Here is a 22,551-nt window from a genome sequence, read left to right as displayed (position 1 = left end):
CAGATCTCATGCTCGTCCGGCTCGCGACCCGTCTTCTGCTCTCGCCCCTCGGCTTCGTCTGCGGAGCGCTCGCGGGATTCGGGACGCTCGCGCTGATCTCGTCCCGAAGCGTGCAGACCGCCTGGATGGTGCCGGAGGAGGCGCTGGTGCTCGGCTATGAGTTCACCGCCGACGCGGTCACCATGGCGCTGCTGTTCGCGCCGCTGATGGCGGCGCCGGCGATCGTCGCGGTGCTGATCGCGGAGATGTTCTCCATCCGCTCATGGACCTATCACGCGGTCGCCGGGGCCGTGACCGCGTTGCTGCCTTGGTCGCTCGCTCCGGCGGGGATCGACGGCCCGATGTTCAGCGCCGCGAACGTGGTCGCCGCTGGCGTCGTCGGCGGCCTGGTCCACTGGCTGATCGCGGGCCGCGGCTCCGGTCTGGCGTTGACGGAGGCGAAACCGCCCTCAGGCGCCGACGACCCGTCTCCGCCGCACTGAACGCCGACGCTCTCAGCGGCACGACGGAAAAGGGCGCGCGACCCTAGGCCGCGCGCCCTTTTCGTAATGAGACGGGCGAGGCGCCCGCGGTTCAGTTCGACGCGGCGGGCGCCGGAGCGGTCTTAGCCGGGCCCTTCGCGGCGAGGGCCTTCTGGCTGCGGTCCTGCTTCTCGACGATGCGGGCCGACTTGCCGCGACGCTCGCGCAGATAATAGAGCTTCGCCCGACGGACCTTGCCGCGGCGCACGAGCTTCACGCTGTCGATCAACGGCGAAAACAGCGGGAAGACGCGCTCGACGCCCTCGCCATAGGAGATCTTGCGGACGGTGAAGTTCTGGTTCAAGCCGCCGCCGGCGCGGGCGATGACCACGCCCTCATAGGCCTGCACGCGGACGCGCTCGCCTTCCTTGACCTTGACGTTGACGGTCACGGTGTCGCCGGGGGCGAAATCCGGGATCTGGCGCTTGGAGGCGACGGCCTCCATCTGCTCGCGGTCGAGCTGTTCGATGACGTTCATGGGCGTTTCTCCGCGTCTCCCGCTCTCACGAACGGGGCGCACGAGAGTTTCAGGGGAATCTCGTGAGTGGGGCGGCTCTTACTCGTTTTCGGGAGCCTTGTCGACGCCCCCCGTCGCGGATGCGACATATTTCGCCCAGAGATCGGGTCGGCGGGCCCTCGTGTCGGTGAGCGCGGCGCGCCTGCGCCAGCGCGCGACGGCGGCGTGATCGCCCGACATGAGCTCGGTCGGGATGGTGCGACCCTCGAACTCGCGCGGGCGCGTGTAATGCGGATGCTCCAGCAGCGGGCGCTCGAAGCTCTCGTCGTCGCCGGAGGCATGATCCCCCATGACGCCGGGCAGAAGGCGCACGCAGGCGTCGAGCAGCAGCAGAGCCGCGGTCTCCCCGCCCGACAGCACGACGTCGCCGACCGCGACCTCCTCCAGTCCGCGCGCCAGGATCGCCCGTTCGTCCACGCCCTCGAACCGGCCGCAGACCAGCGTGACGCCGGGACCGGCGGCGAGCGCGCGCACGCGCGCCTGGGTGAGCGGGCGTCCGCGCGGCGTCATGAGTAGGCGCGGCCCGATCGCCCCGGCGTCCGCGGCCGCGTCGAGCGCCGCGGCGAGCACGTCGGCGCGCAGCACCATGCCGGGGCCGCCGCCGGCCGGCGTGTCGTCGACCGAGCCGTGCCGGTCGAAAGCCGAGGCGCGGATGTCGCGGGCGTCGAGCGACCAAGCGCTCCCGAGCGCGCGGCCGGCGAGAGCATGGCCGAGCGGCCCCGGAAACATCGCGGGATAGAGGGTGAGGACGGTGGAGCGCCACATGGGTCTGATACGCGTCGTTCGGGCCGCGGCCGGGAGTGACTGAAGCGGCCAAAGGACCGCGTCGCGCCTGCTATCGCCCGTCGGCGCTCCGGCGTCCATGCGCGCGCGGCGCAGCCTTGCGCAAAGAAGCGTTCACGGCCGCGTTTCCCGGCTTGTCCGGGCCGGCGCGCCGGGCTTAGTCTCGTCATGTGAGCACAGTGGCCATCGAGATCCGGCCTGCCCGAGCGGACGACGCCGCATCGGTCGCCGACGTTCACGACGCGGCCTGGCGGAACGCCTATCGCGGGCTGATCCCCGGCCGCGAGCTCGAACGGATGATCGAACGGCGCGGGCCGTCATGGTGGGCCGGCGCGATCCGGCGGGGCAGCCGCGTCAGTCTGCTGATCTTCGCCGGCGAGACGGTCGGCTACGCCTCCTCCGGCCGCAACCGCGCCTCGACGCTGGCCGTCGGCGGCGAGGTCTACGAGCTCTACCTCAAGCCGGAGTATCAGGGACTGGGCCTCGGCCGTCGGCTCTTCCAGGCCGCCCGCGGCGACCTTGCGGCGCGCGGGCTCTCCGGCGCCGCGGCCTGGTCGCTCGCCGGCAACGACCCGGCCTGCGGCTTCTACGCCCGTCTGGGAGGCAAGCTCGCCGCCCGCGGCGTCGAGCATTTCGGCGACGTCACGCTGGAGAAGTTCGCCTACGTCTGGCGATGAGCCGTCGGCCAGGCGGTCGGCCGGCGGACGTCTTCGTATCAGCTGCGCAGTTTGACCGGGCCCCGCGGCGAAATGCTAGGCGTCGCCGCGGGGGCGCGCTAGAAGTGGCCGCTGTCGAGACAAGGAGCCGCCGATGTTCGTCGCCATGAACCGCTTCAAGGTGTTTCCCGCCGAGGCGGAGACGTTCGAGACCATCTGGCGCGAGCGCGATCGGCATCTTGATGAGGTCCCGGGCTTCGTCGAGTTCCATCTGCTGAAGGGCCCGGCGACCGACGATCACGTGCTCTACGCCTCGCACACGATCTGGCGCTCGCGCGCCGATTTCGAGGCCTGGACGAAGTCGGACGCCTTCCGAAAGGCGCACGCCAACGCCGGCTCGACCAAGCCGATCTACGCCGGTCATCCCCAGTTCGAGGGATTCGAGGCGGTGCTCGTGGAAAAGAAGACCCGCGAAGCGGCGTGACCTGCCGCTGAAGGACGTCGATCCCAATCATCGGCCGGCGTCCGCATGCGATCCGGCGCAACGCGGCCGCGCCGCGTCGTCAACGGCCCGTGACGCCGGCCTGCGCATCCGCTAACCCTGCGCCCCGACGCTTGTTCCGCCTCGGAGACCGCCCCATGACCGACGCCGCCCTTCCCTCCCGCGACGCGATCGGCCGGCGCGTGGCGCGCATGATGCTCGAGGTCGGAGCGATCCATGTGCGCCCCGAAGAGCCCTTCATCTTCACCTCGGGCTGGGCGAGCCCGGTCTACACCGACTGCCGCAAGCTGATCTCCTACCCCCGTCTGCGGCGACAGCTGATGGACGACGCTGCGGCGACCATCCTGCGCGAGGTCGGTTATGAGAGCCTCGACGCGGTGGCGGGCGGCGAGACGGCCGGCATCCCCTTCGCCGCCTGGATCGCTGAGCGGCTGATGCTGCCGATGCTCTACGTTCGGAAGAAGCCGAAGGGCTTCGGCCGCAACGCGCGGATCGAGGGCGCGGTGACGGACGGCCATCGCACGCTGCTGGTCGAGGATCTCGCCACCGACGGCCGCTCAAAGGTCGCCTTCTGCGAAGCGCTGCGCGACGCGGGGCAGGTGGTGGAGCACGCCTTCGTGGTGTTCCACTACGGCATCTTCCCCGAAAGCCGCGCGACCATGGAGAAGATCGGGGTCAAGTTCCACGAGCTCGCGACGTTCTGGGACGTGCTCGCGGTCGCCAAGGAGGACGGCAAGCTCGACGCCGGCAAGCTCGGCGAGGTCGAGGCGTTCCTCAACGCCCCGGCGGCCTGGTCCGCGGCGCATGGCGGCGCGTCGACTTTCGGGGCGGGATGAAGAGACCGAACGGCGGCCGGTCAAGCCTGCGGTTTCGGCGCCTTCGCGGCGAGCGGCTTGGTCGCCCTGGCGCCGGCTGATTTCGGCGCGAAGCCGCCGGTCTTCAACCGCTCGACCAATGCGAGATTGGCGCGCACCTTGTCGTCGGCCTTCGGGCTTGCGGCCGCCAGACGCAGCGTGGCCTGGGCGTTCGGCAGGTCGTTCGACAGCGCATAGGACAGGCCGAGATTGGACAGGATCGATGGCTCGCCGGGCGCCATCTTGAGGGCGGCCGAGTAGTAGCCCCGCGCCTCGTCGGAGCGGCCGAGCTGGTCGAGCGCCGCTCCTTGCGCGTTCAGAATCCTCCAGTTCGGCGCGTCTGGCGTGTGGGCCTTCTCGAGCACGGCGAGCGCGTCTTCGTAGCGCCCGACGTCGGAGAGCGCGCGCCCATACGCCGCGAGAATCTGCTTCTGCCCGGAATGCTTGATGCTCGCCGCCTCGAGCACGGCGAGCGCCTGCGCCCGCTGGCCGAGCGCCCGGAGCGCGAGCCCGTAGCTGTAGGCGGTCGCGGCGTCGTTGGGGTTCTTCTCATAGGCGGCGCCGTAGGAGGCCGCGATCTCGCGCCAGCGCTGCTCGCGCGCCTGGGGGGTAGCGGCTGTTTCCCGGGAGGCGCTGGTCCGCATGATCGAACCGGTGACGTCGCGATCGGCCATGCAGCCGGCCAGCAGCCCGGCGAGCGCGGCGAGCGCAGTCGTCCGGCCAAGTGCAGAGATGACGCGCACCGACATCGTCGAAGTCCCCGCTCACGCGCGACGAAACCCAAGATCCATGCGGTGATAGTTCATTAACCCTAAGGCCCCGTTAACGCCGGGGCAGGGCGGGCGGCGCAGGGTTGATCGAGGCGCCCCGCCGGGTCGAACATGCAGGCGATCCCGCGTCAGGAGACGTCATGCGCCGCATCGCTCTCGCTTGGTGTTTCGCCGCCGCCTTCGCGGCGGCCGTCCCCGCGCTCGCGCAGGAGGCGCCCAAACCGGCGCCGGAGATCGCGAGCCCTGCCGCCCCGAAGTCGGCGGTGCGTTCCAAACGCTGGATGGCCGCGGCGGCGAACCCGCTCGCGGCGGAAGCTGCGGCCGAGATGCTGCGGGCGGGCGGCAGCGCCGTCGACGCGGCGGCGGCGGCGCAGTTCGTGCTCGGGCTTGTGGAGCCGCAGTCGTCAGGTCTCGGCGGCGGCGCGTTCCTCGTTCATTTCAACGCGGCGTCGGGCGAGCTGACGACCCTCGACGGCCGCGAAACCGCGCCAGCGGCCGCCACGCCGACGCTGTTCCAGGACGACCGCGGCGAGCCCCTCGCCTTCATGGACGCGGTCGTCGGCGGCCGCTCGGTCGGGGTTCCCGGCACGCCGCGCCTTCTGGAGGCCGCGCACCGGCGCTATGGCAAGCTCGCCTGGGGACGCCTGTTCGGCCCGGCCCTGAAGCTCGCCGAGGAGGGTTTCGAGGTGTCGCCGCGGCTCGCCGCCCAGATCGCCGAAGACGCGCCCCGACTCGGGCGCGACGCCGCCGCCCGAGCCTACTTCCTGCCCGGCGGCACGCCGCTCGCGGCAGGGTCACGGATCACCAACCGCGCCTACGCCCGCACGCTCGCCGCGCTGCGCGACGGCGGCGCCGACGCGTTCTACGCCGGTCCGATGGCAGCCGAGATCGTGGCGGCCGTGAGGAACGCGGAGAACCCGGGCGTGCTGTCGGTCGACGACCTCGCCCGCTACGCGATCGTCGAGCGGCCGCCGGCGTGCGCGCCGTATCGCGCCGTCGAGATCTGCGGCATGGGCCCGCCCTCCTCCGGCGGGATCGCGGTGGCGCAGATCCTCGGCATGCTGGCGAACAGCGATCTCGCCGCGCTCGGGCCTAAGAGTCCGGAGGCCTGGCGGCTGATCGGCGACGCCCAGCGTCTCGCTTTCGCTGACCGCGAGCGCTACGTCGCCGATCCAGCCTTCGTGCCGCAGCCGACCGCGGGCCTCGTCGCCCGCGACTATCTCGATCGGCGCGCGCGCCTGCTCACCGGCGGACGCGCGCTCGAGAAAGCGGAGGCCGGCGAGCCGAAATTCTCGCACGCCGGCCGCTTCGCGCCCGACACCGCGATCGAGCTGCCCGGCACCAGCCATCTCGTGGTCGTCGACGCGGCCGGCGACGTCGTGTCCATGACCACGACCATCGAAGCCGGCTTCGGCTCGCGCCTGATGGTGCGTGGCTTCCTGCTCAACAACGAGCTGACGGACTTCTCCTTCCGCAGCCACAAGGATGGCGCGCCGGTCACGAACCGCGTGGAGCCTGGCAAGCGGCCGCGCTCGTCCATGGCGCCCACGATCGTGATGAAGGACGGACGCCCGGTCTTCGCGGTCGGCTCGCCCGGCGGCAGCCAGATCATCGGTTACGTCGCCAAGACGCTGATCGCACATCTGGACTGGGGCATGGATCCGGCGGCGGCGGCCGCTCTGCCGAACATGCTGAACCGCCGTGGCCCCTTCGAGCTCGAGAAGGGCACGGAGGCCGAGACCCTCGCAGAACCGCTGAAGGCGCTCGGCTTCGAGATCAAGCTGGACGACATGACGTCGGGCGTGCAGGCGATCGCGATCGGCCCGGACGGACTGACCGGCGGCGCCGATCCACGGCGCGAAGGCGTGGCGATCGGGGAATAGCGGCAGGCCGCGGCGACGTCCGGCGGTCCCCTCGCGCGGCCGCTCGGCCAGGCTACGGCGTCAGCAGGCGCTCGAGATAGTCGAGCTCCTCGCGGGGACGCTCGCTCTCGCCGAGGCGCTTGCGCAACTCCTCCAGCACGCGCCGCGCGCGCTGGGCCTCGATCTCGCCGGGCACCTTGGTGGTGTCGCCGTCGCTCTCGCGTCGGCGAACGGGGCGGCCGAGCGGGTCGTCGTCGCGGCCCTCCTCGCCTTCGCGCTGGCCCTGCTGGCCGGGCTGCCCCTGCTGCCCGGGCTGGCCCTGGCCCTGCTGCTGCTGCATCTGCTCGGCCATCGCCTGGGCGCCCTTGCGCAGGTTCTCGAGCGCCCTCTGCTGCTGGTCGAGCGCCTCGCCGGTCTGGCCCTGGCCGAGCGCGCCGCGGGCCTCGCCCATGCTCTCGCCGGCCTCGCCGAGCGCCTGTTCGCCGCCGGGCTTGCCGCCCTCGGCCTGCTCGCCCTGACCTTGCTGGCCGTCCTGCCCCTGATCGGGCTTGCCCTTCTCCTGGCGCTGGCCCTGCTGGCCTTGCTGCCCCTTCTTCATGTCCTTCATCATCTGGTCGAGCTTGTCGCGCAGCTGACGCTGCTGCTCGGCGAGCTCCTTCATCTCCTGACCGTCTTGGCCGCCCTGCTGTTGCTGGTTCTGCTGGCGACGGCCCTGCTGGTTGCGCTGGTTCCTCTGATTGCGCTCGCCTTGGCGGAACTGCTGGAAGGTCTTGTCGCGGAGCTTGCTCTGCTCGCGGATCATGTCCTGCAGCTTGTCCATTTGCTGCTGCTGGGCCTGGGCGTTCGGATCGGCCTGCTGGCGCTGCGCGTTCTGCAGATTGTCGAGCATGTTGCGGAGCTCGGCGAGCGCCTGGCGGGCGGCGTCCTTCGCGCCCTGCTTCGACAGCTGCTCCATCCGGTCGATCATCTTGCGCAAATCCTGCGGGCGGATCTCCTGCGCGCCGCGCTGGCCCTGCCGCGGGGGCTGGCCCTGCTGCTGCTTCTGCGCCTGCTGCGCCATCTCGCGCATGAACTTCTCCAGCGCCGCCCGCAGATCCTGGGTGAGCTTCTGGATCTCCTGCTCGGACGCGCCGTTCTCAAGCGCCTTGCGCAGCGCCTCCTCCGCGGCGCGCAGGTCGCGTTCGGCTTCCGGCAGGTCGCCGTCCTCGATGCGCAGCGCGATCTCCCAGAGATAGTCCGCCGCGGCTCTCAATTCGTCGTCGCTCCGCGCCAGCTCCAGCCGCCGGTAGGCGGTGGTCAGGCCGAGATAGATGCCTGCTTCGGGGGTGAACTCCTCCGGATAGAGCGTGAGCGCCCGCAGCGCCTGCAGCACGCGCGGCTTGGCGAAGGCGTTGAGCGCGAGAACGCGGCGCTGCTCGACGAGCGCGCGGGCGAGCGGCTTGGTGAAGGTTCGCGCCGGCAGCTTCATCGCGAGCGGCGCGCTCGCGCCCTCCTGGCCGGCGGCGTCGCGCGCGACCAGCGTCATGACGGCGTCGGCGCCTGCGAACGGATGCTCCATCACGTCGAGCGGCGTTTCGGCCTTGCCGTCCTTCGCCTTCGCCCGCGGCAGGCCGAGCTTCACCTTCGGCGCCTCATAGAGCGGACGCTCCTCGGCGGGCGCGGCCGACGGCGCCCGCCCGCCGGACGGGATCTTCGCGGGCGCCTCGCTCTTGAGCGCGAAGCGCGCCTCGGCGCTCGCCACGCCATAATCGTCCTTCACCTCGTAGCCGATGGTCGCGGTGCCGCGCGCGTTCAGCTTGGGCGGACCCGACAGCGTGATCGTCGGCGCTTCGTCGGGAATGACCGAGAAGCGCCAGGACCGTTCTGCGGCGCCGGCCGCGGCGACCCGGACCTCGGCGTCGCCGCCGAGCGTGAAGCGTCGCTCGGTGACGCCTTCCGGCGGCTTCGCGCCGGATTCGACAGGGGCAGCGTCGCCGGTCATGGCGACGTCGACGGAGCCGCCGGACCCGCGGATGACGAGCACGGAGTTCCGGGGCGCCCGCACGGTCTCAACGGAGTCTTCCGGCGCCGCCGCGGCGGCGGCGGGCGCCCCGGCCGTCGTTCCCGCGCGCGCCGTGAGGAAGATCGGCGGACGGCCGGTGTAGCCGGGCGGCGCCACCCAGGCGTCCACGCGCGCCGGCGTCACGTCGGCCGTCGGCGTGGTCCAGTCGAAGGCGGCGCGCACGCGGTCGCCGCGGTCGGCTCCGGCATAGGCGAAGGCGGCGACCGCGACGAGGCCGAGCGCGAAGCGGAGCGCATAAGGGTCGCGGGCGGGGAGATTGGGCGTCGGGCGGCCCGCGCGCAGGGCGTCGGACTCGCGGCTGATCCGCTCGCGATGGGCGGACCACAGAGCGCGGGTGAAAGCGTCCTCGCCCGCGGTCGGGGCGAGCCGGTCGTCGAGACTGGTGGCGGGACGATGCGGTTGTCCGGTGGCCCGGTCGACGCGCGTCAGCGCGGCCTGGCGGCCAGGCGCGGCGACGCGGACGATCGGGGCGAGCGCGGCCAACCCGGCCAAGCAGAACAGCAGGACGCCGATCATCCGCCCGTAAGGCGGCAGAGCGTCCCACAGGCCGAACCAGGACACGGCGAGAAATAGGGTGCCGACGCCGAGCGCGGCGGCGAGGCAGGGCCACGCGCCTTCCCAGACGAGCGCCAGCCGCGCGCGCCGGACGATCCGGTCGATCAGGGCCCCGCGGGGCCCGCGCGGATCGTCGGTGTCATCTGCCTTCAAACGCCGGTCTCCCGCTCCCCGGCCCCCGCCAACGCCTATACGGGAGCGAGGCTAGCATGGACCGGGCCTATGGCCAGCATTGCGGCGCGACGGCGGCGCTCATGCGAACGTGAACGAGGAAGGCCTCGCGCTTACCGCAGCCAGTCCGGGAGGCGGTCCTGCGCGATCATCTCCTCGATCGTGGGGCGCGGGCGAACGACCGCGTAGCGGCCGCCGTCGACGAGGACCTCAGGAACGAGCGGGCGCGAATTGTAGGTCGAGGACTGCGCCGCCCCATAGGCGCCGGCGGACATCACCGCGAGCAGGTCGCCGGCCTTCACCGCGGCGATGTCGCGGTCGAGCGCGAGATAGTCCCCGGTCTCGCAGACCGGGCCGACCACGTCCCCGCGGATGCGCGGAGTATCCGGGCGCGCTTCCGTCACCGGCTGGATCTCGTGATGGGCGTCGTAGAGCGTCGGGCGGATCAGATCGTTCATGCCGGCGTCGACGATCACGAAGGTCTTGTCGGCGCCGTCCTTCACGTAGATCACCCGGGTGAGCAGGATCCCGGCGTTGCCGACGATCAGCCGGCCGGGCTCGAAGATCAGCTTCGCCTTCAGCCCGGACGTCAGCCGCTTCACCACGCCGGCATAGGCGTCCGGGTGCGGCGGCGGATCGTTGTCCCAGCGGTAGGGGATGCCGAGGCCGCCGCCGAGGTCGACATGATCGATGCGGTGGCCGTCGGCGCGCAGATCGCCCACGAAATCAACGAGCCGCGCGATCGCGCTGTCGAACGGGTCGAGCGCGGTGATCTGGCTGCCGATGTGCATGTCGACGCCGGCGACCTCGATCCCCGGCAGGCCGGCGGCCTCCGCATAGACGTCGCGGGCGCGGGCGATCGGCACGCCGAATTTGGTCTCCGACGAGCCGGTCGAGATCTTGGCGTGGCTCCCGGCGTCGACGTCCGGGTTCACGCGCAGGGCGATCGGAGCGGTCGCGCCCTTCTCGAACGCGATCCGCGACAGCGCCCTGAGCTCCGGCTCGCTCTCCACATTGAAGCACAAAATCCCGGCGTCGAGCGCCTGCGCCAGCTCGGCGTCCGTCTTGCCCACGCCGGAGAAGGTGATGCGCTCGCCGGGGACCCCAGCCTTCAGCGCGCGGAGAAGCTCGCCGCCCGATACGACGTCCATGCCCGTCCCGAGCCGGGCGAGAGTGGTCAGCACCGCCTGGTTCGACAGCGCCTTGACGGCGTAGCAGACGAGGTGGTCCACGCCCGCGAAAGCCTCGGAGAACACCCGGACGTGGCGGGTCAGCGTCGCCGTCGAATAGACGTAGACCGGCGTGCCGACTTCGTCCGCGATGCGCGCGAGCGGCACGTCCTCGGCGTGGAGGGCGCCGTCGACATAATCAAAATGATGCATCGGAGATGTCCGCGGGGTCGCGCGCTCAGTTCAGCAGGCCGTCGAGCACGAAGGGGCGGGTCGGCTTCTTGCGCCGCTCCACGGTCTTGCCGTCGGGCAGCTCCACCTTCTCCATCGTCGTCCCCGGCGGGGGCGTGGGATCCCCGCGCCGACCGCAGGCGCCAAGCGCGACGGCGAGCACGATCAGGGTCGAGAGCGAAGCGAGGCGGGCGGGACTCGGCACGGGCGGTCGTTCCTGGCGGGCGTTTTGCGGCGCGACCATACAGCCATGGCGTCGGGATGCGAAAGCCATGTCCGACGCGGGCGTCGCGATCGCCTTCCCTCCAAACGCCAGGAGGGATCAGACCGGAGCGGGGGCCGCCCGCCCTTCGAGCGCCGCCCTGTCCCTCTTCAGCCGCCGCCGCCAGCGCGCGGCCTGGGCGCGGACGTTGCGCGGCGCCGTCCCGCCGTAGCTCGTACGGCTGCGCACGGATTTCGTCACGCCGAGCACCTCGAAGGCCTGCGCGGTGATGCGCGGCTCGACCTCTTGCATCGCGTCGAGCGGCAGACGCTCCAGCGGGACTTTGCGCTCCGAGGCGATCCCCACGATCCGGCCGGTGACGTGGTGCGCCTCGCGGAACGGCATGCCGACCACCCGCACCAGCCAGTCGGCGAGATCGGTCGCCGTGGCGTAGCCCGCGCCCGCCGCGCGCCGCATGGCGGCAAGGTCGGGCGTCATGTCTTCGACCATGCCGGTCGTCGCGGCGACGCAGAGGTCCAGCGTGTCGAGCGCGTCGAACAGCCCCTCCTTGTCCTCCTGCATGTCCTTGGAATAGGCGAGCGGCAGGCCCTTCATGACGGTGAGCAGGCCGACCAGCGCGCCGGTCACGCGGCCGGATTTGCCGCGCACCAGTTCGGCGGCGTCGGGGTTGCGCTTCTGCGGCATGATCGAGGAGCCGGTGGAGAACCGGTCCGACAGGCGGATGAAGCCGAACTGCGGCGTCGACCACAGCACGATCTCCTCCGCGAAACGCGACAAATGGCCGGCGCAGATCGCCGCCATCGACAGCGTCTCGAGCGCGAAGTCGCGGTCGGCGACGCTGTCGAGCGAATTCGCGGTCGGCCGGTCGAAGCCGAGCGCCTTGGCGGTCATCGTGCGGTCGATCGGGAACGAGGTGCCGGCGAGCGCGGCGGCGCCCAGCGGACATTCGTTGAGCCGGCGGCGCGCGTCGACGAGCCGGCCGCGGTCGCGCCCGATCATCTCGACATAGGCCATCAGATGATGGCCGAAGGTCACGGGCTGCGCGCTCTGCAGATGGGTGAAGCCCGGCATGACGGCGCCGGCGTGCGTCGTCGCCTTCTCGACCAGCGCGGACTGCAGGCCGAGCAGGCTCACGTTCAGGGCGTCGAGGGCGTCGCGCACGAACAGCTTGAAGTCGGTCGCGACCTGGTCGTTGCGCGAACGCGCCGTGTGCAGCCGCCCCGCCGCGTCGCCGGCGTACTGGGCGAGCCGGCTCTCGACGTTCATATGGATGTCTTCGAGCGTTCGCGAGAAGGTGAACGTCCCGGCCTCGATCTCGGCCAGCACCTCGTCCAAACCCTTCTCGATCGCGTCGGCGTCGTCTTTCGAGACGATGCCGGCCGCGGCGAGCATCGCGACATGGGCCTTGGAGCCGCGGATGTCCTGAGCGTAAAAGCGGCGGTCGAAATCGATCGAGGCGTTGATCGCCTCCAGAACGGCGTCCGGCGCGTCGGCGAACCGGCCGCCCCACATGGCGTTGCTCATCGCGCTGAGATCCCTTGCCGGCCTGAGGCGTCGCTCGCCCCGAGGCTGTTTTCCACCGAGGTAGACATGCCTGAACCGGCGGCGGCTCCGCGCCGATCCTTCGCCCGCTTGCTCATTCTGGCCGCGCTTGCGGCGATCGGGCTTGGCGCGCTCGCCCTATATGGGATCGGCGGCGGCGACAAGGCGTCCGCATGCGCCGCGTCCAAGGAGACGTTAGCAGCGTTCGGCCGGGCCGCGAAGGGCGAGGTGGCCGGCGTGGTCGCCGCGACCTCCCCTCGCCCGCTCCCCTTGCTCGCCTTCAACGACTCGACCGGCGCCTCAATCGGGCTCGACCGCTTCAAGGGCAAGGTCGTGCTGCTGAACCTCTGGGCCACCTGGTGCGCGCCGTGCCGCAAGGAAATGCCGGCGCTCGATCGTCTCGAGGCCGAGAAGGGCGGGGTCGATTTCGCCGTCGTGCCGCTGTCGCTCGATTTCGGCGGGGCCGACAAGCCGCAGAAGTTCCTGAAGGACATCGGCGCGCAGAAGCTTCAGCTGTTCCACGACCCCGCCGGCAAGGTGCTGCCGGCGTTGAAGAGCGTCGGGCGGGGAACCGGCCTTCCGACCACCCTGATCCTCGACCGCGCCGGCTGCGAGATCGGCTACCTCCCTGGCCCCGCGGAGTGGGCGAGCGACGACGCCAAGCGGCTGATCGAGGCGGCGCTGGGGAGCTGATCGCTCGGCCTACGGTTCGACCGAGCGCCCGGAAGCTTACGGCCGCACGAGGATCTTGCCCTTCGCCTCGCGGCGCTTGATCCGGGCGATCGCCTCCGCGGTCTGGTCGAGCGGCAGCACGGCGTCGACATGGGCGGAGATTTCGCCGTCCGCGGCCCAGTCGAAGATGCGGGCGAGCTCCGCGCGGTGGACGGCCGGCTCCCGCTTGGCGTGCTCGGACCAGAACACGCCGCGCACGTCCGCCCCCTTCAGCATGGGCAGGTTGAGCGGCAGCTTCGGGATGTCGCCGGCGGCGAAGCCGATGACCAGCAGCCGGCCGCGCCAGGCGAGCGCGCGGACGGCGGCCTCCGTCGCCTCGCCGCCGACGGGATCGTAGACGACGTCGACGCCGCGTCCGCCGGTCATCTCCTTCAGCCGGGTCTTGAGGTCTTCGGTCGCGTAGTCGAGCGTCTCGTCCGCGCCGCGCTCGCGCGCGAAGGCGAGCTTCTCGGCCGAGGACGCGCAGGCGATGACGCGGGCGCCGAGCAGCTTGCCGATCTCGACCGCAGCGATCCCGACGCCGCCGCTCGCGCCGAGCACGGCGAGCGTCTCACCGGTCTTCAGCGCCCCGCGGTCGGCGAGGGCGTGCAAGGTCGTGCCATAGGTGATGATGATCCCGGCCGCCCGGTCGAGCGGGAGCTCCTCCGGCACAAGCGTCAGCGCTTCGGCGCGGGCGACGACCTTTTCGCGGCAGCAGCCATAGCCGAGATAGCCGGCGACGCGGTCGCCGACCGCAAGTCCCTCGACGCCGGCGCCGACCGCCGACACCCGGCCGGAGAACTCGCCGCCGGGCGAGAACGGCAGGTCTGGCTTCGTCTGGTAGCGCCCGGCGATGATCAGCGTGTCGAAGAAATTGAGCGCGGCGTAGGCGACCTCGACGACGACCTCGTCCCGTCCAGGCTCTGGATCGGGCAGCTCGACGAGGCGAAGATCCTCGGGGCCGCCGAGGCGCTCGCACAGCACGGCCTTCATGAGCGCGGCCTCATTCCGCTTCGACGAGGCCGGCCGCCTCGAGACTGCGCCTCAGCCGCGTGAAGGCGAGACGGATGCGTGACTTGACCGTGCCGAGCGGCAGCCCGGTGGACTCGGCGATCTCGCTGTGCGAGCGGCCTTCGAAGAAGGCGAGCCGGACGAGCTTGAGCTGCTCGGGCGGGAGCCCGGTCATAGCGTGGCGCACCAGCGTCTCCCGCTCGCGGGCGCCGAGCTGTTCGTCCGGCTGGGGCGCCTCGTCGACCGGCGGCACGGCGTCGTCGATGTCGACCATTACGCCGCGCGAGCGGCGCAACAGGTCGATGCGGCGGTTGCGCGCGATGCGGTAGAGCCAGGTTCCGACCGAGGACTTGGCCGGGTCGAACAGCTCGGCCTTGCGCCAGAGCGCGATCATCGAGTCCTGAGCGATCTCCTCGGCGGCGGCGGGATCGGCGCCGAGCCGCTGCAGATAGGTGGACAGCCGCGGCGCATAATGGTCGAACAGCACGGCGAACGCTTCCCTGTCCCGCTCGGCCGCGACGCGCGCGACCAGCCGGGCCATTTCGGAAGCGATGTCCGAAGGTGAGTTCACGTCGAGCCGATCCGCGCTCAGTGACGAGGCCCCGTCTGTGGGGCGCACGCTCTGGAGAAACGCGCGACCGGCACTAAAGCACGACTGCAGGGGACCGCAACTGACGGGGAATGGACAAATTTTCTAAACTTTTGCCCTAGATTGATGGTCGTGGTCGCCTTGCGCGTCGCCGCCCGGGTCCCTTTGCCCGCGCGAAGGCGCGGGGGGGCCCGGGATCGCCGCGGCGCTTCGTCGGCGCCGCCGAACACGGAAAGCGACGATATGAACGCACGGCCTCGCCACCTTCTCGCCCTTGTCGCGGGCGCATTCGCCTTCGGCTTCGGGGGAGGCGCCGCCGCGCAGGCTCCCGCAGGAACGCAGCCGACCGCGATCGGCACGTTCAAGGACTGGAGCGCATACGCCGCGCCCGTCAAAGGCGGACGGATCTGCTACGCGCTCGCGCAGCCCGAACCGCAGCGCTCCCGGCGCCGGTCTCAGGCCGCGCCGCGCGAAGGCGCGTATTTCTTCATCTCGAACCGGCCTCAGGAGGGCGTGTTCAACGAGGTGAGCGTGATGCCGGGCTTCACGCTCAAGCCGAACAGCGAGGTCGACCTCACCGTCGACGGCGACGAGTTCAAGATGTACGTGCGCGGCGACGGCGCCTTCATGAGCTCGAACGAGGAGCAGGCGAAGCTGGTGCAGGCGATGCGCGAGGCGCGCCGCTCGATCCGGGTGGTTTCGACGCCGACCCGCGGCCGGGCGGTGACCGACAGCTATTCGGTGTCCGGCATCGCGGCCGCCGTCGACAAGATCAACCAGGACTGCCGCGCCGCCGCGCCGAAGACGCGCTGAGGGTTCAACCCTCGCCGGCGCCTTCGGGATAGTCCACCCGGGTCAGCGTCAGGCCCCAGGGCGGAGCGACGGGCCCGCACGCCTTGCGATCGGCGCGCGCCAGCGCCGACGCGAGGTCGTCGGCGCTCCATTTTCCGAGCCCCACCTCCACGAGGGACCCCGCCAGCGACCGCACTTGATTGTGAAGGAAGGAGCGGGCGTCCGTCGCGATCAGGATCTGCTCGCCCTCCCGCGTCACGTCGAGCCGATCGAGCGTCCGGATCGGACTGGCGGCCTGGCACTGTGCGGACCGAAACGTCGAAAAGTCGTGCCGGCCGAGCAGCCGCTTCGCGGCGAGGTCCATAGCCGCGACGTCAAGCCGCTTCGGCACGCGCCAGGCGCGGCCGGCGAGCAGAGCGAGCGGCGGTCGGCGGTCGACGATCCGATAGAGGTAGTGGCGCCGGATCGCCGAGAAACGCGCGTCGAACGCGTCGGGCGCCGCGGCTGCGTCCAGCACCGCCACGGGTCGCGGCGCGAGATGCGCATTGGCGGCGTCCCGCAGGGTGTCGGGCCGCCAGGCCTTGGCGAGGTCGACATGGGCGACCTGTCCGCTCGCATGCACGCCGGCGTCCGTGCGTCCCGCCCCCTTCACGGTCACGGCTTCGCCGGCGAAGGCTTCGATCGCGGTCTCCAGCGCGCCCTGGACCGACGCCCCGTTCGCCTGGCGCTGCCACCCGACGAAGGGCGCGCCGTCATACTCGACGGTGAGGCGGTAGCGCGGCATGCGGCTCAGCCCAGCCGCGCGCCAGGCCCGAGCCGCGCGCCGTTGAGGAAGGACGCGGCGTCGACGGGGCCTTTGCCCGCGCGCTGGAGCTCGAGCAGCCGCACGGCGCCCTCGCCGCAGGCGACCGTCAGCCGATCGTCCAGCACCTCGCCGGGCGCGCCGGCGCCGTCGGCCCGGCTCGCGCGGAGAACCTTCACGCGCTCCGGCCCGCGCGGCCCGGCGAGCTCGAACCAGGCGCCGGGAAACGGGGACAGCCCGCGGATGCGGTCGTGGATCTCGGCGGCGGACGTCCCCCAGTCCACGCGCGTCTCGGCCTTCTCGATCTTGGGCGCATAGAGCGCGCCCTCCTCCGCCTGCGGCTGGAACGTCAGCCCGCCGCGGCCGAGCGCCGCGACGGCGCGCGCCATCAGATCGGCGCCGAGCGTGGACAGCCGGTCATGGAGCTCGCCCGCCGTCTCGTCGGTCCCGATCGCGACGCGCTCGACCATGGCCACGGGGCCGGTGTCGAGCCCCTCCTCCATCCGCATCACCATCACGCCGGTCTCGGCGTCGCCCGCCATGATCGCCCGCTGGATCGGGGCGGCGCCGCGCCAGCGCGGCAGCAGCGAAGCGTGCAGGTTGAGGCAGCCGAGCGGCGGCGCGTCGAGCGCGGCTTTGGGCAGGATCAGGCCGTAGGCGACGACGATCGCGGCGTCGGCCTGGTGGGCCTTGAAGCCCGCAAGCGTGTCGGCGTCGCGAAAGGTGCGCGGCGTCATCACGGGCAGGCCGAGCCTCTCGGCGAGACGGTGGACCGGCGTCCTCGTCAGCTCCATGCCGCGCCGGCCGGCAGGCTTCGGCGCGCGCGTGTAGACCGCGGCGATCTCATGGCCCTGGCCGACGAGTTCGGTGAGCACCGGGACCGAAAACTCCGGCGTGCCCATGAAGACGAGGCGCAGGCTCATGCGCGGGAGCCCGCCCGCGACGTCAGGGGGTGACGGCTTCGGGTTCGCGCCGGTCCCGTTTGTCGCGCTTCGGGAACGACGGAAGCTCGCCCTGGGCGCGCGCCTTCTCGAACTTCTTCGTCACCCGGTCGCGCTTCAGCCGCGAGATGTGGTCGATGAACAGCACGCCGTTGAGATGATCGATCTCGTGCTGGATGCAGACGGAGAGCAGCCCGTCGGCCTCGATCTCCTGCTCGGCGCCCTCGCGGTCGAGGAATCGCACGGTCGCCCGCGCCGGCCGCTCGACCTCTTCGTAATAATCCGGAATGGAGAGGCAGCCTTCCTCGTAGACCTGCCGCTCCTCGGAGGAGGCCACGATCTCAGGGTTGATGAACACCAGGGGTTCGGGCGTCTCGTCCTTGCCGGCGAGGTCGATCACGACCACGCGCTTCGCCTCGCCAATCTGGATCGCAGCGAGGCCGATGCCGGCGGCGTCGTACATCGTCTCGAACATGCGGTCGACCAGCGCGCGCGTGGCGGCGTCGACGCGCTCGACGGGCGCGCTCACCACGCGCAGCTTCGGATCGGGCAGGTAAACCAGCGGCGCGGCGGCCATTTTTCGTCTCGTTGCTCGCAAATGACGGGCGGCGGGCCGCGGATAAGCCCTTGCGGGCGAGGCGTCAACCTGTTCTTTATTTGTTCGCGCGCAGACTCGATTCCATGATGACGCAGTCCTTGTTCGTCCTTGCAGGCCATCCCGTTACGCCGGCGGAAGCGCTCGCCGCCATCGGGCTCGGCGCGCTCGCCTTGCTCGCGCTCGTGCTCCTCGTCCTCATCGGCGCCGGCTCCGCTCGGCGGCGGGAGGCGCGGGAAGCCGAAGCGCGCGCCCGGGAGGCGGAGGCGCGGCTCGCCGGTCTCGAGCGCATGCAGGCCGAGGCGACCGGGCGGCTTCAGGCCTTCGCCGCGGCGCTCGGCTCGCGGCAGGCGGACCTCGCCCGCGGGGTCGCCGAACGGCTCGACGCGGTGGGCGCGCGGGTCGGCGACGGGCTCGCCGCGAGCGGACAGGCCACCGCCGAACAACTCGCCAAGCTCGAGGCGCGCCTCGCGGTGATCGACGCCGCCGGCGCCAGCATCGGCGCGCTGGCAGGGCAAGTCACCGACCTCAAGGCGATTCTCGCCAACAAGCCCGCGCGCGGCGCCTTCGGACAGGGGCGGATGGAGGCGATCCTCAAGGACGCTCTGCCGCCGTCCGCCGTGACCTTTCAGGCGCAGCTCTCGACCGGCGTCCGGCCGGACGCGCTGATCCGCCTGCCCGGCGACCGTCGCGGCCTCGCCGTCGACGCCAAGTTCCCGCTCGAAGGCTTCGAGCGCCTGCGGCTCGCCGAGAACCCGGAGGCGGTCAAGGCGGCCGAGACGAGGGTGCGCGCCGACGTCGGCAAGCATGTGTCGGACGTCGCCGGCAAGTACCTGATCGCTGGCGAGACGCAGGACGTCGCGCTGCTGTTCGTGCCGTCCGAGCAGATCCACGCCGACCTGGCGGAGAAGTTCGACGATCTCGTCGCGCGGGCGCACCGGGCGCGCGTGCTGATCGTCTCGCCGTCGCTTCTGATCCTGGCGGTCCAGGTCGTGCAGGGCCTGACGCGCGACGCGGCGCTGCGGGAGCAGGCGCATCTGCTCCAGGCCGAGGTCGGCCGCCTGCTCGACGACGTCCGCCGCGTCGGCGAGCGCGTGGAGAAGCTGAAGAGCCATTTCGGGCAGGTCGTCGGCGATCTCGACCAGATCGCGATCTCGACCGAAAAGGTGACGCGCCGCGGCATGCGGCTCGAGCAGATGGAGCTCGGCGCCGCGAGCAGCGCCGAGACGCTGCCCAATCCCCTTCAGCGCGAGGCGGCGGAATAGGGACGGTCCGAACTGCGACGGTTTATCGGACCCCCGTTAACGCTTGCTTAACCATGGTGGCAACTTTCCTGTTGTCATTCCAAACCTTTCGACGAAATCCACGTTGAGGGTTGGGACAATCAGGAGACGCTAAAATGCCCGAGCTCCGCAGGACGCTCGAAGCCGAAGACCTCAAACTGCTCGCCTTGCTGGGGCGGATCGACGGGCCCGTGCTCTGCGACCGAGGGGTCGTGGGCCGGCTGCTCGAGCGGGGCCTCGTCGACCGGACCGCCATGGGCTGGACGCTCAGCCCGACCGGCCGCATGCGGCTGCACATGCGGCGCTGAGGCGCCGCTGCTCAAAAGGCCGTGCGGCTCCGGATCGCCGCGGCCAGCGTGCCGTCGTCGAGATAATCGAGTTCGCCGCCGACGGGCACGCCGTGGGCGAGGCGGGTGACCTTCACATTCGAGTCCACGAGCAGGTCGGTGACGTAGTGAGCCGTCGTCTGCCCTTCGACCGTGGCGTTGACGGCGAGGATGATTTCCGCGACTTCGGGGGCCTTGGCCCGTTCGGCCAGCGTGCCGAGGTTGAGGTCTTCCGGACCTCGGCCATCGAGCGGCGAGAGCGTGCCGCCGAGCACGTGGTAGCGCGCCGACACCGCCCCGGACCGCTCCAGCGCCCACAGATCCGAGACGTCCTCGACCACGACGATGACGGAGCCGTCGCGACGGTGGTCGCGGCAGATCGCGCAGGGGTTCTGAGTGTCGACATTGGCGCAGGTCGAACAGACCTCCACGCGCTCGCAGGCGAGCCGCATGGCGTCGGAGAGCGGCTCCAGCAGCTTCTCCTTCCGGGTCAGCAGATGGAGCGCGGCGCGCCGCGCCGAACGCGGCCCGAGCCCGGGCAGCTTCGCGAGAAGCTGGATCAGGCGCTCGATCTCGGGGCCGGCGGCGGTGCGGGACATGCGATCAATCTGGCGCGAAGGACTGAGAGAATCTCCCCTTCCGCTGCCCATCCGTTAGGTCGACGCGGCACGGCGCTGCGGCGAGAAAGCCCCGTCACGCCGAGGAGGCGCGCGCGGTGTCAGACGCGGCCCGCCGCTCAGAACAGCTTCATGCCGGGCGGGATCGGCAGGCCGGCGGTCAGTCCCGACATTTTCTCCTGCATCACGGCCTCCGCCTTGGCGCGCGCGTCGGCGTGGGCCGCGACGATCAGGTCCTCGAGGATCTCGGCCTCGTCCGGCTTCAGCAGGCTCGGGTCGATCTTCAGGCCGCGCAGGTCGCCCTTCGCGGACAGGGTCACCACGACCACGCCGCCGCCCGAGGCGCCCTCGACCGTCACCTGGTCGAGCTCGGCCTGGGCGTCCTGCATCTTCTGCTGGAGCTCCTTGGCCTTCGCCATCATGCCCATGAGGTCGCGCATCGAGAGGTCCTTCGGAGGTCAGAGATCGTCGTCGTCTTCGGCCGGAGGTAGGGCGTCGGCTGCGGCGGCGTCAAGTTCGGGCTCGGCGGTTCCGGACGCGCGCGAGCGCACGTCGGTGATCACCGCGCCCGGATGCCGGTCGAGGATCGCCCGGACATGGGGATGCGCCTGCACGCCGGCGAGCCGCGCGGCGGCCTCCGCGTCGGCGGTCTCCTGGAGCGTCGGCGCGCCGTCCGAGGCCGCGACCGAGACCATCCAGCGCTGGCCGGTCCACTCCTGCGCCTTCTTCGCGATCTGCCCGGCGAGGTCGGGGCTCGCCTCCTCGGTCGGCTGGAACTCCAGCCGGCCATCCTCGAAGCGCACCACGCGGACGTGCCGCGTCAGCGCGTTCTGCAGCAGGATGTCGCGCTCGCGGGCGGCGAGCGCGACAAGGTCCTCGAAGCGCTGCAGCCTGAGATGGGGGGCGGCGTCCGCGGCGATGGCGGGCGCCTGGGCCGGCTCCGGCGAGCGGGCGAGATCGCGCGCCGCCGCCAGCGCCGGGCTCGCCCGCGTCGGCGCCATCGGCTCGGGGCCGCGCGATCCGCCGGAGGGGCCGGAGGGCGCAGGCCCGGCGGGCGCAGGTCCGGCCGGCTCCTGACGGTCGAGCATCCGCAGGGCTTCGTCAGGCGTCGGCAGGTCCGCGGCGTAGGCGAGGCGCACCAGCACCATGTCCGCGGCCTGCGCCGGCTTGGGCGCGCCCTGCGTCTCCGTGACGCCCTTGAGCAGCAGCTGCCAGGCGCGCGACAGCGCCCTCATCGACAGCGTTTCGGCGAAGACCTTGCCGCGAATCCGCTCGCTCTCCGAGAGCGCGGGATCGTCCGCGGCCTTCGGCGCGAGCTTGATGCGGGTGACGAGATGGACCGTCTCGGCGAGGTCGGCGAGCACGGCGACGGGGTCCGCGCCGGAATTGTGCTGCTCGCGAAATCCCTTCAGCGCCGCCGCGGCGTCGCCGCGCATGACGGCGTCGAACAGGTCGAGCACGCCGCCCCGGTCCGCGAGGCCGAGCATCGAGCGGACCGCCTCGGCCCGGACGTCGCCCTCGCCGTGGGCGATCGCCTGATCCAGCAGCGACAGGGCGTCGCGCACCGAGCCTTCCGACGCCCGCGCAATGACCGCGAGGGCCTCGTCCTCGATCGCGACCTGCTCCTTGCGCGCGATGCCGCCGAGATGGGCGGTCATCTCCTCGGCGGCGACCCGGCGGAGCGAAAAACTTTGGCAGCGCGACAGCACCGTCACCGGCACCTTGCGCAGCTCCGTGGTCGCGAACACGAACTTCACATGCGGCGGCGGCTCCTCCAGCGTCTTCAGGAACGCATTGAAGGCGCTCGTCGACAGCATGTGGACTTCGTCGATGATGAAGACCTTGTAGCGCGCCATCACCGGCGCGTAGTGCACGGTCTCCAGGATCTGGCGGACGTCGCCCACGCCGGTGTGGGAGGCGGCGTCCATCTCGATCACGTCGACATGCCGCGACTCCATGATCGCGTCGCAATGCACGCCGGGCTCCGCGAGATCGACGGTCGGCGCGCCGGAGCCGTCGGCGCGCTCGTAGTTCAAGGCGCGCGCCAGGATGCGCGCCGTGGTGGTCTTGCCGACGCCGCGCACGCCCGTCAGGATCCACGCCTGCGCGACGCGCCCGGAGGAAAAGGCGTTGCGCAGGGTGCGGACCATCGGCTCCTGGCCGATCAGGTCCTCGAAGCGCTGCGGGCGGTATTTTCGGGCGAGAACGCGGTAGGGGGTCGCCGTCATGCGTCGTCCCCGGGCCGGGCGTCCCCCGGCCAAGGCCGCGTCGGCCAAGGCTGCGTCGGCCGGCGGCCTGCCGTCATCGGTCGCGCCTCACAGCAGGAGATCGAAGAGAAGGTGGGAGGTCGGACGACGACCCGTATCGGTCTCGTTGGGGCTGCTTCCTTTCGGACCTGACCCGGTTGGCGAGGAACACGCCCATCGCCAACCTCCCGGACGCTATATGGCCCGCGGACCCCGGCTC

General features: G+C 71.4%; 24 protein-coding genes and 1 other RNA gene. 9 read left to right on the top strand and 16 right to left on the bottom strand.

What is annotated here, in order from left to right; translation table 11 throughout:
* Positions 1–8: 8 nt before the first annotated feature.
* Positions 9–482, top strand: coding sequence for a hypothetical protein (locus ACO2RJ_RS19270; RefSeq protein WP_423269791.1), 474 nt, complete (start codon positions 9–11; stop codon positions 480–482).
* A gap of 91 nt (positions 483–573) precedes the next feature.
* On the opposite strand, the gene rplS is transcribed toward ACO2RJ_RS19270, so the two are convergent.
* On the bottom strand, positions 574–999 hold the full coding sequence (rplS, locus tag ACO2RJ_RS19265; protein ID WP_423269790.1) for a 50S ribosomal protein L19: 426 nt from the start codon (positions 997–999) through the stop codon (positions 574–576).
* A 78-nt stretch (positions 1,000–1,077) separates the two neighbouring features.
* Positions 1,078–1,803, bottom strand: a complete 726-nt coding sequence (gene trmD, locus ACO2RJ_RS19260) for a tRNA (guanosine(37)-N1)-methyltransferase TrmD (protein ID WP_423269789.1) — start codon at positions 1,801–1,803, stop codon at positions 1,078–1,080.
* 188 nt (positions 1,804–1,991) lie between these two features.
* Here trmD and ACO2RJ_RS19255 point away from each other — a divergent pair, with 188 nt between their 5' ends.
* From ACO2RJ_RS19255 to ACO2RJ_RS19245, 3 genes are all read left to right on the top strand, one after another.
* Positions 1,992–2,498, top strand: a complete 507-nt coding sequence (locus tag ACO2RJ_RS19255) for a GNAT family N-acetyltransferase (protein WP_423269788.1) — start codon at positions 1,992–1,994, stop codon at positions 2,496–2,498.
* Positions 2,499–2,631: 133 nt separating this feature from the next.
* Positions 2,632–2,961, top strand: a complete 330-nt coding sequence (locus ACO2RJ_RS19250) for an antibiotic biosynthesis monooxygenase family protein (RefSeq protein ID WP_423269787.1) — start codon at positions 2,632–2,634, stop codon at positions 2,959–2,961.
* A gap of 155 nt (positions 2,962–3,116) precedes the next feature.
* Positions 3,117–3,815: an orotate phosphoribosyltransferase gene (locus ACO2RJ_RS19245; RefSeq protein WP_423269786.1), complete on the top strand. Its 699-nt coding sequence runs from the start codon at positions 3,117–3,119 to the stop codon at positions 3,813–3,815.
* A 20-nt stretch (positions 3,816–3,835) separates the two neighbouring features.
* On the opposite strand, the gene ACO2RJ_RS19240 is transcribed toward ACO2RJ_RS19245, so the two are convergent.
* The gene (locus ACO2RJ_RS19240) at positions 3,836–4,582 is read right to left on the bottom strand and encodes a tetratricopeptide repeat protein (RefSeq protein WP_423269785.1); all 747 of its coding nucleotides are present in this window, start codon (positions 4,580–4,582) and stop codon (positions 3,836–3,838) included.
* Between the two features lie 161 nt (positions 4,583–4,743).
* Here ACO2RJ_RS19240 and ggt point away from each other — a divergent pair, with 161 nt between their 5' ends.
* Positions 4,744–6,486, top strand: coding sequence for a gamma-glutamyltransferase (ggt, locus tag ACO2RJ_RS19235; RefSeq protein ID WP_423269784.1), 1,743 nt, complete (start codon positions 4,744–4,746; stop codon positions 6,484–6,486).
* 52 nt (positions 6,487–6,538) lie between these two features.
* Here the strand turns inward: ggt and ACO2RJ_RS19230 are convergent, their stop codons facing one another.
* From ACO2RJ_RS19230 to argH, 4 genes are all read right to left on the bottom strand, one after another.
* Positions 6,539–9,235, bottom strand: a complete 2,697-nt coding sequence (locus tag ACO2RJ_RS19230; RefSeq protein ID WP_423269783.1) for a TIGR02302 family protein — start codon at positions 9,233–9,235, stop codon at positions 6,539–6,541.
* Between the two features lie 131 nt (positions 9,236–9,366).
* A complete protein-coding gene (gene lysA / locus ACO2RJ_RS19225; RefSeq protein WP_423269782.1) occupies positions 9,367–10,635 on the bottom strand; it encodes a diaminopimelate decarboxylase in 1,269 nt (422 codons plus the stop codon).
* A gap of 25 nt (positions 10,636–10,660) precedes the next feature.
* Positions 10,661–10,858: a lipoprotein gene (locus ACO2RJ_RS19220; RefSeq protein WP_423269781.1), complete on the bottom strand. Its 198-nt coding sequence runs from the start codon at positions 10,856–10,858 to the stop codon at positions 10,661–10,663.
* A gap of 117 nt (positions 10,859–10,975) precedes the next feature.
* On the bottom strand, positions 10,976–12,400 hold the full coding sequence (gene argH, locus ACO2RJ_RS19215) for an argininosuccinate lyase (RefSeq protein WP_423269780.1): 1,425 nt from the start codon (positions 12,398–12,400) through the stop codon (positions 10,976–10,978).
* 66 nt (positions 12,401–12,466) lie between these two features.
* Between argH and tlpA the strand changes: the two genes are divergently transcribed.
* Positions 12,467–13,111, top strand: coding sequence for a thiol:disulfide interchange protein TlpA (tlpA, locus tag ACO2RJ_RS19210; protein WP_423269779.1), 645 nt, complete (start codon positions 12,467–12,469; stop codon positions 13,109–13,111).
* 36 nt (positions 13,112–13,147) lie between these two features.
* Here tlpA and ACO2RJ_RS19205 read toward each other — a convergent pair whose 3' ends face one another.
* Together ACO2RJ_RS19205 and ACO2RJ_RS19200 are read right to left on the bottom strand one after the other, a co-directional pair.
* Entirely contained in the window at positions 13,148–14,122 is a 975-nt protein-coding gene (locus ACO2RJ_RS19205) for an NADPH:quinone oxidoreductase family protein (protein ID WP_423269778.1), read from the bottom strand.
* A 10-nt stretch (positions 14,123–14,132) separates the two neighbouring features.
* Complete coding sequence (locus tag ACO2RJ_RS19200; RefSeq protein ID WP_423269835.1) at positions 14,133–14,681, bottom strand: sigma-70 family RNA polymerase sigma factor; 549 nt, start codon at positions 14,679–14,681, stop codon at positions 14,133–14,135.
* Positions 14,682–14,972: 291 nt separating this feature from the next.
* On the opposite strand from ACO2RJ_RS19200, the gene ACO2RJ_RS19195 reads away from it, so the two are divergent.
* Positions 14,973–15,542, top strand: coding sequence for a hypothetical protein (locus ACO2RJ_RS19195; RefSeq protein WP_423269777.1), 570 nt, complete (start codon positions 14,973–14,975; stop codon positions 15,540–15,542).
* A gap of 4 nt (positions 15,543–15,546) precedes the next feature.
* On the opposite strand, the gene truA is transcribed toward ACO2RJ_RS19195, so the two are convergent.
* Genes truA through def form a run of 3 tightly spaced genes read right to left on the bottom strand, consistent with a single transcriptional unit; the run spans position 15,547 to position 17,841 of the window.
* Positions 15,547–16,305 (bottom strand): tRNA pseudouridine(38-40) synthase TruA, encoded by a 759-nt coding sequence (truA, locus tag ACO2RJ_RS19190; RefSeq protein ID WP_423269776.1) that lies wholly within the window; start codon positions 16,303–16,305, stop codon positions 15,547–15,549.
* A 5-nt stretch (positions 16,306–16,310) separates the two neighbouring features.
* The gene (gene fmt, locus ACO2RJ_RS19185) at positions 16,311–17,246 is read right to left on the bottom strand and encodes a methionyl-tRNA formyltransferase (RefSeq protein WP_423269775.1); all 936 of its coding nucleotides are present in this window, start codon (positions 17,244–17,246) and stop codon (positions 16,311–16,313) included.
* Between the two features lie 22 nt (positions 17,247–17,268).
* The gene (gene def / locus ACO2RJ_RS19180) at positions 17,269–17,841 is read right to left on the bottom strand and encodes a peptide deformylase (RefSeq protein ID WP_423269774.1); all 573 of its coding nucleotides are present in this window, start codon (positions 17,839–17,841) and stop codon (positions 17,269–17,271) included.
* A gap of 104 nt (positions 17,842–17,945) precedes the next feature.
* On the opposite strand from def, the gene ACO2RJ_RS19175 reads away from it, so the two are divergent.
* Positions 17,946–19,124 carry a DNA recombination protein RmuC gene (locus ACO2RJ_RS19175; RefSeq protein WP_423269773.1) on the top strand — a complete coding sequence of 393 codons (1,179 nt, stop codon included), beginning with the start codon at positions 17,946–17,948 and terminating at the stop codon, positions 19,122–19,124.
* Between the two features lie 134 nt (positions 19,125–19,258).
* A complete protein-coding gene (locus ACO2RJ_RS19170) occupies positions 19,259–19,450 on the top strand; it encodes a hypothetical protein (RefSeq protein WP_423269772.1) in 192 nt (63 codons plus the stop codon).
* 11 nt (positions 19,451–19,461) lie between these two features.
* Here the strand turns inward: ACO2RJ_RS19170 and recR are convergent, their stop codons facing one another.
* The 4 genes from recR to ffs all read right to left on the bottom strand — a co-directional run bounded on the left by recR (position 19,462) and on the right by ffs (position 22,521).
* Positions 19,462–20,067 carry a recombination mediator RecR gene (gene recR / locus ACO2RJ_RS19165; protein ID WP_423269771.1) on the bottom strand — a complete coding sequence of 202 codons (606 nt, stop codon included), beginning with the start codon at positions 20,065–20,067 and terminating at the stop codon, positions 19,462–19,464.
* Positions 20,068–20,204: 137 nt separating this feature from the next.
* On the bottom strand, positions 20,205–20,525 hold the full coding sequence (locus ACO2RJ_RS19160; RefSeq protein ID WP_423269770.1) for a YbaB/EbfC family nucleoid-associated protein: 321 nt from the start codon (positions 20,523–20,525) through the stop codon (positions 20,205–20,207).
* Positions 20,526–20,543: 18 nt separating this feature from the next.
* Positions 20,544–22,313 carry a DNA polymerase III subunit gamma/tau gene (locus tag ACO2RJ_RS19155; RefSeq protein ID WP_423269769.1) on the bottom strand — a complete coding sequence of 590 codons (1,770 nt, stop codon included), beginning with the start codon at positions 22,311–22,313 and terminating at the stop codon, positions 20,544–20,546.
* A 110-nt stretch (positions 22,314–22,423) separates the two neighbouring features.
* Positions 22,424–22,521, bottom strand: an RNA gene (gene ffs / locus ACO2RJ_RS19150) — signal recognition particle sRNA small type.
* Between the last annotated feature and the right edge of the window lie 30 nt (positions 22,522–22,551).

This window comes from Hansschlegelia sp. KR7-227 (assembly GCF_049446035.1).
Taxonomy (GTDB): domain Bacteria; phylum Pseudomonadota; class Alphaproteobacteria; order Rhizobiales; family Methylopilaceae; genus Methylopila.
The sequence above is the reverse complement of the archived record's forward strand: the minus strand, read 5'-3'. Positions and strand labels throughout refer to the sequence as shown.